The sequence below is a fragment of the Duganella sp. GW821-FHT07F09 genome (assembly GCF_059418705.1).
Genome location: NZ_JBWKQJ010000003.1, coordinates 690,905 through 703,770, shown reverse-complemented (window position 1 = coordinate 703,770; position 12,866 = coordinate 690,905). Strand labels below are relative to the sequence as shown.

9 protein-coding genes and 1 riboswitch are annotated in these 12,866 nt (G+C 67.8%); of the genes, 8 read left to right on the top strand and 1 reads right to left on the bottom strand.

The window, feature by feature from the left end:
• The first annotated feature begins 33 nt into the window (after positions 1-33).
• The 7 genes from AC07P1_RS11500 to AC07P1_RS11470 all read left to right on the top strand — a co-directional run bounded on the left by AC07P1_RS11500 (position 34) and on the right by AC07P1_RS11470 (position 6,638).
• Positions 34-1,797, top strand: a complete 1,764-nt coding sequence (locus AC07P1_RS11500; RefSeq protein ID WP_494695931.1) for a fumarate reductase/succinate dehydrogenase flavoprotein subunit — start codon at positions 34-36, stop codon at positions 1,795-1,797.
• 10 nt (positions 1,798-1,807) lie between these two features.
• Positions 1,808-2,041: a 4Fe-4S dicluster domain-containing protein gene (locus tag AC07P1_RS11495; protein WP_090318490.1), complete on the top strand. Its 234-nt coding sequence runs from the start codon at positions 1,808-1,810 to the stop codon at positions 2,039-2,041.
• Positions 2,042-2,058: 17 nt separating this feature from the next.
• The gene (locus AC07P1_RS11490; protein WP_494695930.1) at positions 2,059-3,471 is read left to right on the top strand and encodes an ABC transporter substrate-binding protein; all 1,413 of its coding nucleotides are present in this window, start codon (positions 2,059-2,061) and stop codon (positions 3,469-3,471) included.
• 10 nt (positions 3,472-3,481) lie between these two features.
• On the top strand, positions 3,482-4,375 hold the full coding sequence (locus AC07P1_RS11485) for an ABC transporter permease (protein WP_494695929.1): 894 nt from the start codon (positions 3,482-3,484) through the stop codon (positions 4,373-4,375).
• The gene (locus AC07P1_RS11480) at positions 4,372-5,205 is read left to right on the top strand and encodes an ABC transporter ATP-binding protein (protein ID WP_494695928.1); all 834 of its coding nucleotides are present in this window, start codon (positions 4,372-4,374) and stop codon (positions 5,203-5,205) included. Before AC07P1_RS11485 ends, AC07P1_RS11480 begins: the two co-directional genes overlap by 4 nt.
• A gap of 147 nt (positions 5,206-5,352) precedes the next feature.
• The gene (locus tag AC07P1_RS11475) at positions 5,353-6,342 is read left to right on the top strand and encodes a HEAT repeat domain-containing protein (RefSeq protein WP_494695927.1); all 990 of its coding nucleotides are present in this window, start codon (positions 5,353-5,355) and stop codon (positions 6,340-6,342) included.
• A complete protein-coding gene (locus tag AC07P1_RS11470; protein ID WP_494695926.1) occupies positions 6,342-6,638 on the top strand; it encodes a DUF971 domain-containing protein in 297 nt (98 codons plus the stop codon). Before AC07P1_RS11475 ends, AC07P1_RS11470 begins: the two co-directional genes overlap by 1 nt.
• Here the strand turns inward: AC07P1_RS11470 and AC07P1_RS11465 are convergent.
• Positions 6,632-8,740: a TonB-dependent receptor gene (locus tag AC07P1_RS11465; protein ID WP_494695925.1), complete on the bottom strand. Its 2,109-nt coding sequence runs from the start codon at positions 8,738-8,740 to the stop codon at positions 6,632-6,634. The genes AC07P1_RS11470 and AC07P1_RS11465 overlap by 7 nt on opposite strands.
• A 188-nt stretch (positions 8,741-8,928) precedes the next feature.
• Positions 8,929-9,146: riboswitch (cobalamin riboswitch) on the bottom strand.
• A gap of 605 nt (positions 9,147-9,751) precedes the next feature.
• Between AC07P1_RS11465 and AC07P1_RS11460 the strand changes: the two genes are divergently transcribed.
• Positions 9,752-12,853, top strand: coding sequence for a glycoside hydrolase family 48 protein (locus AC07P1_RS11460; RefSeq protein ID WP_494695924.1), 3,102 nt, complete (start codon positions 9,752-9,754; stop codon positions 12,851-12,853).
• Positions 12,854-12,866: the final 13 nt, after the last annotated feature.

Here is a 12,866-nt window from a genome sequence, read left to right as displayed (position 1 = left end):
CGCCCCCACGTTTTTCATCCGGAGCAAACCACTATGCAAACCATCATCGAAACCGTCGACGTGCTGGTGATCGGCGGCGGCACCGCCGGCCCGATGGCCGCCGTCAAGGCCAAGGAAGCCAACCCCAAGCTGCGCGTGCTGCTGCTGGAGAAGGCCCACGTCAAGCGCAGCGGCGCCATCTCCATGGGCATGGACGGCCTGAACAACGCAGTCGTGCCCGGCTTCGCCACGCCCGAGCAGTATGTGAAGGAGATCACCACCGCCAACGACGGCATCGTCAACCAGCGCACGGTGATGACCTATGCCGAAAACAGCTATCCGATGATCGAGGAACTGGACCGCTGGGGGGTCAAGTTCGAAAAGGACGAGACCGGCGACTACGCGATGCGCAAGGTGCACCACATGGGCACCTACGTGCTGCCGATGCCCGAGGGCCACGACATCAAGAAGGTGCTGTACCGCCGCCTCAAGCGCCAGCGCGTGGAGATCAGCAACCGCCTGGTGGCGACGCGGCTGCTGACGGCGGCCGACGGCAGCATCGCCGGCGCCATGTCCTTCGATTGCCGCACCGGCGACTTCCACGTGATCCGCGCCAAGGCGGTGGTGCTGGCCACCGGCGCCGCCGGCCGGCTCGGGCTGCCTGCCTCGGGCTATCTGTTCGGCACCTACGAGAACCCGACCAACGCCGGTGACGGCTACAGCATGGCCTACCATGCCGGGGCCGAGTTGTCGGGCATCGAGTGCTTCCAGATCAATCCGCTGATCAAGGATTACAACGGCCCCGCCTGCGCCTACGTGACGGGTCCGTTCGGCGGCTTCACCACCAACAACAAGGGTGAGCGCTTCATCGAATGCGACTACTGGAGCGGCCAGATGATGCAGGAGTTCTACAACGAGCTGCAGGGCGGCAACGGCCCGGTGTTCCTCAAGCTGGACCACCTGGCCGAGGAAACCATCAGCACCATCGAGACGATTTTGCACACCAACGAGCGGCCCAGCCGTGGCAGATTCCACGAGGGACGCGGCACCGATTACCGCGAGCAGATGGTAGAGATGCACATCTCGGAAATCGGCCTGTGCAGTGGCCACTCGGCCTCCGGCGTGTGGGTCAACGAACATGCCGAGACCACGGTGGCCGGCCTGTACGCCGCCGGTGACCTGGCTTGCGTGCCGCACAACTACATGCTGGGCGCCTTCGTCTACGGCAAGCTGGCCGGCGAAAGCGCGGCGCGCCGCTGCGCCGACACCGAACTGGCGCCGCTCGACGACGCCCAGGTCGAGGCCGAACGGGAACGGGTCTGGGCGCCGCTGAGCCGCGCCGACGGCTTGCCGCCGGCCCAGGTCGAGTACAAGCTGCGCCGCATGGTCAACGACTATCTGCAGCCGCCCAAGGTCACGCGCAAGATGGAGATCGGCCTGACCCGCTTCGAAGCCATACGTGCCGACCTGGACCGGCTGTCGGCCGCCGGCCCGCACGAGCTGATGCGCGCGCTGGAGGTCCATGCGATCCGCGATTGCGCCGAGATGGCGGCGCGCGCCTCGCTGTTCCGCACCGAGAGCCGCTGGGGCCTGTACCACAACCGGGTCGACCATCCCGAGCGCAACGACGCCGAGTGGCTGTGCCATGTGCAGCTGAAAAAAGTCGACGGCGAAATGACCTGCTTCAAGCGTCCGCTGGAGCCGTACATCGTCGCCCTCGACGAACAGGAGAAGCAGGCCTATCAACGACTGCGCATCGGCAAGGATGCCGCCGTCACCGCCCATACCGCGCCGCAAGCCGAAGCGCTTGCCGTTTAAGGAGAACACCATGCCCATCGCGCTCAACCCAAGCAGCGTTCCGGTCCGCGTCAATGAAGAGCTGTGCATCGCCGACAAAGGCTGCACCGTCTGCGTCGACGTCTGCCCGCTCGACGTGCTGGCCATCGACTTCACCAAAGGCAAGGCCTTTATGAAATTCGACGAATGCTGGTACTGCATGCCGTGCGAAAAAGATTGCCCGACCGGCGCCGTCACGGTCGATATTCCCTACTTGTTGCGCTGACCTTTCTGGAGAATCACATGTTCTTGCATCGCACTTTGAGCACCCTGCTGTTGGCGGCCCTGGGCGCCGGCGCGGCCAACGCCGAAACCATCCGCATCGCCATCGGCACCCAGGACACGACGATCAACTGCGCCACCGGCGGCCTGCTGATACGCGAACTGAAGCTGCTGGAAAAGTACCTGCCGCGCGACGGCAAGTACAAGGACGCGCAATACGAGATCGTCTGGAAGAACTTCACGTCCGGCGCGCCGCTGACCAACGAGATGGTGGCCGGCAAGCTCGACATAGGTTCGATGGCCGACTTCCCCGGCTCCTTCAACGGCGCCGCGTTCGAGAAGGCCGGCAAGAAAAGCCTGTTCGTCACCGTGCTGTCGGGCAGCGTGCAAGGCAGCGGCAACGGCATCGTGGTGCCGAAGGCGTCGACGGTGCAGTCGCTCGCCGAGCTCAAGGGCAAGACCATCTCGGTGCCTTTCGCCTCCACGGCGCACGGCATGCTCTTGCGCGCCATCAAGGCGCAAGGCTGGGAACTGGACAAGGACATCACCGTCGTCACGCAGGCGCCGGAAGTGGCCGGATCGGCGCTGCAAAGCAACAAGATCGACGCCCACGCCGACTTCGTGCCGTTCGCCGAGTTGTTCCCGCACAGGGGCTATGCGCGCAAGATCTTCGACGGTTCGCAGGCCAAGTCCCCCACCCTGCACGGCAGCCTGGTCGACGCCGCCTACGCCGCCAAATACCCCGAGATCGTCAACGCCTTCCTGCGCGCCGCCATCGAGGCCGACCGCCTGATCGCGGCCGAGCCGGAGAAGTACAGCGAACTGATCGCCAAGGTGACCGGCATCGAGGCCGAGGTCGACTACCTGTTCCACGGCCCGCTGGGCCTGCAGACGCGCGACTTCAGCTGGAAGCCGGAGTACCGCCAGGCCGTCAAGACGTCGATCGAGACGCTGCGGCTGATGAAGCGCACCGACAACGACCTCGACGTCAACACCTTCATCGACGACCGCTACATCCGCGCCGCCTTCAAGCAGGCCGGGTTGGACTACGACGCGCGGTTGAAGAACTACAATCGCCTGCCGCTGGTGGCCAAGGACGCGGCCACCGGCAAGCCGATCACCGACTTCTCGCGCCTGACGCAGGTCTGGGTCGACGGCGAGCCGCTGGTGCGCCATTACAGCCGCGCCGACAGCGCCTTCAGCGCGCTGCGCCAGCTTGAAAAGGAGGGCAAGAAGGTGCGCGTGGTCTACGCCCACGACCGCGACAGCGGCCTGAAGCTGTTCGCCCGCGACGCCTGGTTCGTGACGGTCAAGGGCGACACCAGCGCCTTCCTGACGCGCGCGTCGGCAGAAGCGTGGGCCGCCCGCAACGGCGGCTCCGTCCTCGACTTCGCCGCCGCGCGCGGCGCCACGCCCGCCCTGGCGGCCAACTAGGAGCGCGCCGATGGACAGCACACAGCAAGCGCTCGGCGGCAGCGGCATCGCGGCGGTGGGCACCGCCGGCCATGGCGTCGCCGGCCGTGGCTCCGGCCCGGGCGGCGGCCTGGCTGCGGGAATCGGCCCCGGCGCCACCCGCTGGGGCGCCGGCGCCACCTCGTTGTTGGTATGCCTGCTGGCCTGGCAATGGGCCTCGACCAGCCACCTGAACCTGGGCCTGGTGACGTTTCAAAACGTGCCGCCGCCGACCGAGGTCGCGCAGGCCGGCTGGACCCTGCTGCAATCGCCGCAGTTGCTGGGCCATCTGAAGGCCAGCCTGGCGCGGGTGTTCAGCGGCTTTCTGGTCGCCGCGCTGGTCGGCATCCTGCTCGGGCTGGCCATCGGCCGCTCGCGCCGGCTGGAGACCTGGCTGATGCCGCCGCTGGAAATGCTGCGCCCGATCCCGGCGGTCGCCTGGATACCGCTGGCGATCCTGATGTTCCCGTCGTCGGAGCTGTCGATGGTGTTCATCACCTTCACCGGCGCGCTGTTTCCGATCCTGCTCAACACCGTCCACGGCGTCGAGAACATCGATCCGCGCCTGGTCGCCTCGGCCCGCAGCCTGGGCGGCGGGCGAGGCGCCATCTTCACCGAGGTGGTGCTGCCGGGCGCCGCGCCCAGCGTCGTCACCGGCCTGTCGATCGGCATGGGCACGGCGTGGTTCTGCCTGGTCACGGCGGAGATGATCTCCGGCCAGTTCGGCATCGGCTACTACACCTGGGCGTCGTACACGATCCAGAACTACGCCGACATCGTCGTCGGCATGCTGGTCATCGGCCTGTTGGGCATGGGCAGCAGCGCGCTGGTCAAAACCATCGGCCAGGTCTTGATGCCCTGGCACCAACCGGAGGGCAAGCCATGAGCGTGGGCAAAATTGAGATCGATAAGCTGCATCTGCGGGTCGGCCATGGCGCGCAGGCGTTCGAGGCGGTGCAGGACGTTAGCCTGACGGTGCAACCGGGCGAATTCGTCTGCCTGCTCGGCCCGTCGGGCTGCGGCAAGTCGACCTTGCTCGGCGCGCTGGCCGGCCACCTGCGGCCCAGCCGTGGCGTCATCACCGTCGACGGCCGCGCCATCGACGGCCCGCGCGCCGAGCGCGGCCTGGTGTTCCAGCACCACACGCTGTTCCCGTGGCGCAAAGTGGTCGACAACGTCGCCTTCGGCCTGAAGATGCAAGGCGTGCCGCGCGCCGAACGCCGCCAGCGCGCGCTGGAGCTGCTGGCCCTGGTGGGACTGGAAGCGTTCGCCGAGCACTACCCGGCGCAACTGTCGGGCGGCATGAAGCAGCGGGTTGAAATAGCCCGCGTGCTGATCAACCACCCGCGCGTGATGCTGATGGACGAACCGTTCGGCGCGCTCGACGCGCAAACGCGCCTGATGATGCAGCAGCTGCTGCTGGACTTGTGGGCGCGCATCCGCACCACCATCGTCTTCATCACGCACGACATCGACGAGGCGCTGTTCCTGGCCGACCGCGTGCTGGTGATGAGTCCGCGACCCGGGCGCATCATCGAGCAGATCGCCGTGCCGTTTCCGCGCCCGCGCGACTCGTCGCTGGTGACATCGCCCGAGTTCACGGCGCTGAAGCGGCGCTGCCTGCAGCTGCTACATCCGGCCAACGCGGAATTGCCGCTGGAGCGTCTGAGCCCGCTGGGCGCCGCCACAACGCGCCAGCTGCAATTCGCGATATGAAAAATCTAAAACACGTAGGGCGAATTAGGCGGCACGCCGTAATCGGCCACGCATGCGCCGCCGACGAAGCAGGCATTGGCCGATTACGCTGCGCTAATCCGCCCTACGTGATTCCGAAAGACGCATCAGCCATCGAATAAGGACAACATGAACACCACCGACGACGACACCGACCTGCGCGAGCGCCTGGCCAACCCCGACGCCACCGTCCGCCGCATCGCCCTGCTGGACCTGGCCGACTGGGCCGGCGACGAACACGCCGGCCTGTTCATCGACGCGCTGCGCGACACCGACGCCACCGTCCGCGCCGAGGCCGCGCGCGCGCTCGAAGGCTTCGAAACCGCTGACGGCGTCGCCGGCCTCGCCCTGCTGCTGGGCGACCCGGACCAAAGCGCGCGGCTGGCCGCGGCCCAAAGCTTAAGCGAAGTAAAGCAATCGGAAAGCGCGCAAGTGCTGCTGCCCCATCTCGCCCACGCCGACCCATTCGTAAAAACCGCCGTGCTGCGCGCCGTGCGCGAACTACGCTCGCCGCACAGCTACGCGCCAGCGCTCGCCGCGCTTGCCGATAGCGACGCCGGCGTGCGCCGCGAAGCCGTCGCCGTGCTCGGGTACCTGAAACAGCCCGACGCGCTGCCCGCCCTTGCCGCCCTGATCAGCAACGATCCCGACGCCGAGGTGCGGCGCGCGGCGGTGGGCGCCGCCGGCTACGGCGCCGGCGCGGACACCGCCACCGCCTTGCTGGACGCGCTGCGCGATCCGGTGTGGCAAGTGCGCGAGGAAGCGGCAACGACCTTGGGCAAGCTGGCCTGGGTCCGGGACGGCGGCGACGCCACCAATCCGTCGTCCATCGGCGCGGCACTGATGGCGGCGCTCGACGACAGCTACTGGCAGATAAGGCTGCGCGCGGCGCGCAGCCTGGGCCGCCTGAAGTACGCAGCCGCCCTGCCCGCGCTGCTGCCCGTGCTGACCCACTCGATCAGCAACCTGCGCAAGGAGGCCGCGCTGGCATTGGGCGAGCTTGGCGACGCCGCCGCGCTGCCGGCGCTGGAGCCGGTGGCGGCCGATCCCGATCCCGAGGTGCGCAAGGCCGCGCGCCTGGCGCTGGAACAGATCCACGCGGCCACCGGGAGACATTGATGGACTACCCAAGCGAAATCAGTAACGACCGCGCCGCGCGCGTACTGACGATCGTCTGGCAGGATGGCGTGCGGCAGCAATGGCCGCATGCCCAACTGCGCGTGCACTGCAAATGCACGCAGTGCCAGTCGCAACGGCTGCTCGGCGTCAAAGCGGAGCTATCTCAGCAAACATCGCAAGTCGAACACCTGCGGATGATCGGCAACTACGGCCTGCAACTGGTCTTCGGCGACAGCCATGAACGCGGGATCTACCCGTGGCCGTATCTGCGCTCGCTGCCCGACGAGACTCAATAACGCCACTGCGCCGTCAACTCGGCGTGGCGGCGCTCGCCCAGCAGATACTGGCTGTCGCTGTAGGACGTGCTCGCATACAGCTTGTCGCCCAGGTTGCGCAGATTCAGCTGCACCAGCAGGTTGCGGTTGACGTTCCAGCCGATGGTGGCGTCGAGCGTGGTGTACGCCGGCAGCGCCTGCGTGTTGCCGTTGTCGATGAAGCGCTTGCCGACGTGGCGCGCGCCGGCGCCGGCGCGCCAGTCGTCGGCGCGGTAGCCCAGCCACAAATTGGCCGAGACCCTCGGCACATCGGTCGGACGCTTGCCGGCGCGCGAGACGTTGCCGGCTTCGATCAGGCTGTCGTAACTGGCGTCGGTGTAGGCCAGGTTGGCGTCGAGCCGCCACGCGCGGGCCAGGCCGACGCTGGCGCTCAACTCGGCGCCGCGCGACGATTGCGAGCCGCCCTGCACCGACAACGCCGGGTTGGCCGGATCGCGGGTGACGATGTCGTCCTTGCGTATGCGGTACAGCGCGGCGGTCCATTCGGCCTTGCCGCCGGCCAGCGACTGCTTGACGCCGCCCTCCAGCTGGCGCGAGCGCGTCAGCTTGTAGCGGCTGTTGGCCAGGTTCATCGACAGCAGGCTGGTCAACGGATCGCTGCCGGTGCTGAGCTGCCCGTACAACGATGTGTCCGGCGCCACCTTCCAGCTCAGGCCGAGGCGCGCCGCCGTCGACTGCAACGTCGTGGTGAAGCCTGCGGCTCCACGCAGGCTGGCCAGCGCGACCCGATAACGGTCGTGGCGCACGCCGCCCAACAGCAGCAGGCGCTCGGTGATGCTATAGGCGTCCTCGACATAGAGCGCATTGGTGGTGGTGTCGGTGGCGAAGTTGGGGCGCAGCGCGTCCGGGCTGTCGAAGCGGCCCGGATCGAATCCGGTCGGCGCCACGCTGGAGGCGCCGCCGTACGGCGAGTTATTGGTGTGGGTGAAATTGATGGTGGCCGCCTCCCAGCCGGCGACGACCCGGCTGGCGCCGCCGTTCCAGCGCGCCTCGAGGCGGTTGCCGGTCTGTTCCTGATTGTGCTTGATGGCGATATAGTCGCTGCGGTCGACCACGCCGGCCAATGGATCGTAGACATAGGTTTCGACATTGCGCCAGTTGCGCCGCGCCTTCATGTAGGCCAGCTCGTTGCTGACGGTGAGCGCCGGCGTCGCGCGCCACGTCAGCCGCGCCACGGCCTTGTCGTCGGCGAAATCGATATCGGCGTCGGCGACGTTGTAGTTCTGGTCGCGCAACGCGCGCGACAGACCGCCGTTCACCAGCGGCGTGCCGAAGTAGCGTTGCGGTTTCTGTTGCAGATGGTCCAGCTGCACATCGAGGTCGAGGTCCGGCGTCAGCGCGTAGGTCAACGCCGTCAGCAGCTTGGCGTGGCGCGCCTGGCCGCGGTCGATGAAGCCGTCGCTGTGGTCGGCGTAGGCGTCGACGCGGAACGCGCCCCGCTCCCCCAGCGCGCCGCTGCCGCCGACGCCCGCGCGCAGCGCGCGGCCGCCGCCGGCACCGGCCATCGCCTCGAACGCGGCGTCGCGGCTGGGCGCCTTGCGCACGGCGTTGATGGTGGCGCCGGTGGTGCCGCTGCCGTAGACCACAGAGCCGGGGCCGCGCAGCACTTCGATGTAATCGTAGCCCCACGGGTCCGATGGATACGTCGCCGTGCCCGAACCCACCAGCAGCCGCTGTCCGCCCTCCAGCATGGCGACGGCGTTGTTGCCGCTAAATCCGCGCGCCGAATACGCGATGCCGTTGCCGGGCGAGCTGATGTCCGTCAGGCCGGTGGTGCGGGTGATGGCGTCCTTGACCTGCAGGTCGCCGCGCGCCTGCATCGCCGCCGCGCCGAGCGACTCGACGCTGGCGGGCAGCTCGTCGGCGCGCAGATCCAGGCGGCTGGCGCTGCCGTTCCGATGCGCCAGCCCCAATCCTTCGCCGTCCCGCGCGGCCTCCCCCGTCACGGTGACGGTCTGCATGGGCTGGGTCTGCTGCGCGGCGGCGCAATGGGCGCATAGCAGCGCGATGGCGGCCACGATCGGACGGGTGGACGGGAAGTGGGCGAGGCGGGAAGGATTCATGGGCATGTCTACGTGGTCAGGTGCCGGAAACTCCGGGCGGTCAAGGTCGCGACGGCACGCGCACCGCCACGCTTGCGGCGCGCGCGGCCGCAACGGCGGCGCGAACGAACACACGCGCGGCGGCGCGCGACTGCTGTGGCGACAACGGGAAAAAACAAATATCAAGTAAAACCGCACCCCGGGTTTTACGTAACACATCGTGACTGGCCGGTCTTCTGGCTCGCCGTCATCCTTCCCCGATCCTGCCTTCCCGTGCGTTGCACAGTGGCGTACGATCGACGTCGTCAGGCTTACAGCAGCGGGGGCTGCGCCGGACTGGCGCGGGATGAAAATCCCGCGCGTCACCGGCTTCCCGTTTCACCCTCCCGCCGACAAGCGGGAGGACACCATTCACGTATTCAGCGCGCATTCTACACGCGACGACGCCGCGCTGTACAGGCCCGGGCCGTGGCGCCGCATCGTCGAATCCGGTCGCGTCCACGATGCAAGTTGTCGCGTTTACGCCCGTCGAATAAATATCTTACGCAAGCTTGACTTTAAACTACCACCGAGATTACTCTTTACCCTGAGTTGCACGGCTCCAACCGGCCCAAAAGTACGGGGGCACACCTTCCGCCGCGTCACGATCCGCGTCCGCACGCTTGCTGCCGGACGCGCTCAAATGATCAAGCGATCATCGATCGCTTTTTTTCGAGGCGAATATGAAAACGATTTCAATTCCTCGTTCCGCGCGTCATCCTGAAGACCGCTTTATTTTCCGACAGCGTTAGCCCTCCGCCCACGCACCCATAACAACACGCGTTTCACAGCACCGGCCCGACCGGCGCTGTCCTGTCTCGTCGGGCATTTTTTTGCCCGCCGGTGTCCCGCTGTCGCCGCGCAATCGGCGCAGGCGTGACAACGTGCCTGGCCGTGCGCGCATGCATGGGCCGGCGCACGCGCTGCAAGCGCTCGTGGCCTCACGCGCGCCATGGATGTTCACACTTCAATTTGAGAATAAAGGGAGACAACATGCACACCCCATCGGTTACAACCACCTTCACGCCAACCACCGCCCGCTCGTTCGCACCGCCCGACCGCAAGCTCCGGCGCCAGGCGCGGCGCTGGGCGCGCGGCCTCGCACGCGGCCTGCTGGCGCTGTCGCTGACGACCGGCGCCGCCACCATCGTCGGCCTGCCGCTGGCGACCTCCGCGCACGCGGCCGACGCCGAGTACACCAAGCGCTTCCTGGCCCAGTACCAAAAAATCAAAAATCCGGCCAACGGCTACTTCAGCCCGGAGGGCGTGCCCTACCACTCGATCGAAACCCTGATGGTCGAGGCGCCCGACCACGGCCACGAGACCACCTCCGAAACCTACAGCTTCTGGCTGTGGCTGGAGGCGCAGTACGGCCGCGTCACCGGCGACTGGGCACCACTCAACGCCGCCTGGGCCAATATGGAGAAATACATCATCCCGGCCCCCGCCGACCAGCCCACCAACAGCTTCTACAACGCCGCCAAGCCGGCCACCTACGCCGGCGAGTTCCCGCTGCCGAACCAGTACCCGGCGCCGATCTCGAGCGGCGTGCCGGTCGGCCAGGACCCGATCAGCGCCGAGCTGTTCAGCACCTACGGCAACCGCGACATCTACGGCATGCACTGGCTGCTCGACGTCGACAACTGGTACGGTTACGGCCGCTGCGGCGACGGCACCACGCGTCCCTCCTACATCAACACCTTCCAGCGCGGCTCGCAGGAATCGGTGTGGGAAACCATCCCGCATCCATCGTGCGAAACCTTCAAATGGGGCCGCACCGGCGGCACGCAGGGCTTCCTGAGCCTGTTCATCGGCGACTCCAGCTACGCCAGGCAGTGGCGCTACACCAACGCGCCGGACGCCGACGCCCGCGCCGTGCAGGCGATCTACTGGGCCTCGGAATGGGCCAAGGCGCAGGGCAAGAGCGCCGACGTGGCCAGCCTGGTCAAGAAGGCCGCGAAAATGGGCGACTACCTACGCTATGCGATGTTCGACAAGTACTTCAAGAAGATCGGCAATTGCATCGGCACGCAAACCTGCCCCGGCGGCAGCGGCGCGGCCGACGCCCAGGGCATGCGCGACAACCAGCACTATCTTCTGAGCTGGTACTACGCCTGGGGTGGCGCCACCGACAGCAGCGCCGGCTGGGCATGGCGCATCGGTTCCAGCCACAACCACTTCGGCTACCAGAATCCGCTGGCCGCGTGGGTGCTGTCGACCCAGACCGAGTTCAAGCCGCTGTCGCCGACGGCCGCCGGCGACTGGGGCAAGAGCCTGGGCCGACAGATCGAGTTCTACCGCTGGCTGCAATCGGCCGAGGGCGCCATCGCCGGCGGCGCCACCAACAGCTGGGGCGGCGGCTACGGCACGCCGCCGGCCGGCACCGCCACCTTCCACGGCATGTTCTACGACGAGAAACCGGTCTACCACGATCCGGCCTCGAACACCTGGTTCGGCTTCCAGGCCTGGTCGATGCAGCGCGTGGCCGAGTACTACTACACCAGCGGCGACGTGCGCGCCAAGGCGGTGCTCGACAAGTGGGTGGCGTGGGCCTCGGCCAACACCACGCTCAACGCCGACGGCACCTACACGATTCCTAACACCTTGTCGTGGAGCGGCCAGCCGGACAACTGGAACGCCGCCGCGCCGGGCGCCAACGCCGGCTTGCGCGTGACGGTGGTCGACGGCACCGGCGATGTCGGCATCGCCGCCGCGTTCGCCCGCACCCTGATCTACTACGGCGCCAAAGCCAACAACGCCGGCGCCAAGACCCTGGCCAAGGAGCTGCTCGACCGCATGTGGGCCAAGCACCAGGACCCGCAAGGCGTGGCGGTCGACGAGAAGCGCACCGACTACCTGCGCTTCACGGCCACGTACAACGCCGCCACCGGCTCCGGCGTGTACGTGCCGCCGGGTTGGACCGGCACCAACGCCCAGGGCGCCACCATCGACGCCAGCTCGACCTTCCTGAGCCTGCGGCCGAAGTACCAGCAAGACCCGCAATGGCCGAAACTGAAAGCCCACCTGGACGGCGGCCCCGCCCCGACCTGGCGCTACCACCGCTTCTGGGCCCAGGCCGACATCGCCATGGCGCTGAACGACTACGCCAACCTGGTCGAACAGGCCGACTCGCCGGCCATCCTGGCCGATTCCACCGGCGTCTCGGTGCCGGAGGGCGGCACCGCCAGCGTCGCCATCTCGCTGTCGAAGGCGCCGGCGGCCAACCTGACGGTCGCCATCGTCAAGGCGGCCGGCGGCGATCCCGACCTGGGCACGGAGACGGCCGCGCTGACGTTCACGCCGGCCAACTACAACGTGGCGCAGACCGTCGCGCTGCGGGCCGCCGTCGACGCCGACCAGCTCAGTGGCAGCGCCACCTTCGGCTTCAGCGCGACCGGCTACCTGTCGACCAGCGTGACGGCCACCGAGATCGACAAGGACGTGGTGGTGCCGGTGGTGCTGTCGGTCAGCGGCGCGCCGGTCACGGTGCCCGAGGGCGGCACGAAAACCTTCCAGGTGCAGCTGGCCAGCGCGCCGAGCGGACCGGTGGCGGTGAGCGTGGCGCGCGCCAGCGGCGATGCCGATCTGAGCGTCGCCGGCGGCGCCTCGCTGAGCTTCACCACGGCCAACTGGAACGCCGCCCAGACAGTCACCCTGGCGGCCGCCAACGACGCCGACAGCGTCAACGGCACCGCCAGCTTCCGGGTGTCGGCGCCGGGCGCGACCGATGTGCTGGTCGCCGCCACCGAGGCCGACAAGGACGCCCTGCCCGGCGGCTGCGCGGTCGACTTCGACACCAGCAGCGACTGGGGCAGCGGCCAGGTGCCGCGCGTGGTGCTGCGCAACACTGGCGCCACCGCCATCAACGGCTGGTCGCTGAGCTGGACCGCGTCCAACGACGTCACCCTGGTCAACTCGTGGAACACGACCCTGGCGACCTCGGGCCGTGGCTTCGTCGCCACGCCGCTGGGCAACGCCACGGTGCCGGCCAATGGCAGCGTCGAGTTCGGGATGCAACTGGGCTACAGCGGCGCCAAGCCGGTGCCGGTGGGCCTGACCTGGGCCGGCCGCAGCTGCACCATCGTCGTCAAATAGCGTGAAGGCGGCC

Coding starts and splice junctions, on each gene's coding strand:
- AC07P1_RS11500 (WP_494695931.1), top strand. CDS start 34: ATGCAAACCATCATCGAAACCGTCGACGTGCTGGTGATCGGCGGCGGC.
- AC07P1_RS11470 (WP_494695926.1), top strand. CDS start 6,342: ATGGACTACCCAAGCGAAATCAGTAACGACCGCGCCGCGCGCGTACTG.
- AC07P1_RS11490 (WP_494695930.1), top strand. CDS start 2,059: ATGTTCTTGCATCGCACTTTGAGCACCCTGCTGTTGGCGGCCCTGGGC.
- AC07P1_RS11495 (WP_090318490.1), top strand. CDS start 1,808: ATGCCCATCGCGCTCAACCCAAGCAGCGTTCCGGTCCGCGTCAATGAA.
- AC07P1_RS11485 (WP_494695929.1), top strand. CDS start 3,482: ATGGACAGCACACAGCAAGCGCTCGGCGGCAGCGGCATCGCGGCGGTG.
- AC07P1_RS11460 (WP_494695924.1), top strand. CDS start 9,752: ATGCACACCCCATCGGTTACAACCACCTTCACGCCAACCACCGCCCGC.
- AC07P1_RS11475 (WP_494695927.1), top strand. CDS start 5,353: ATGAACACCACCGACGACGACACCGACCTGCGCGAGCGCCTGGCCAAC.
- AC07P1_RS11465 (WP_494695925.1), bottom strand. CDS start 8,740: ATGAATCCTTCCCGCCTCGCCCACTTCCCGTCCACCCGTCCGATCGTG.
- AC07P1_RS11480 (WP_494695928.1), top strand. CDS start 4,372: ATGAGCGTGGGCAAAATTGAGATCGATAAGCTGCATCTGCGGGTCGGC.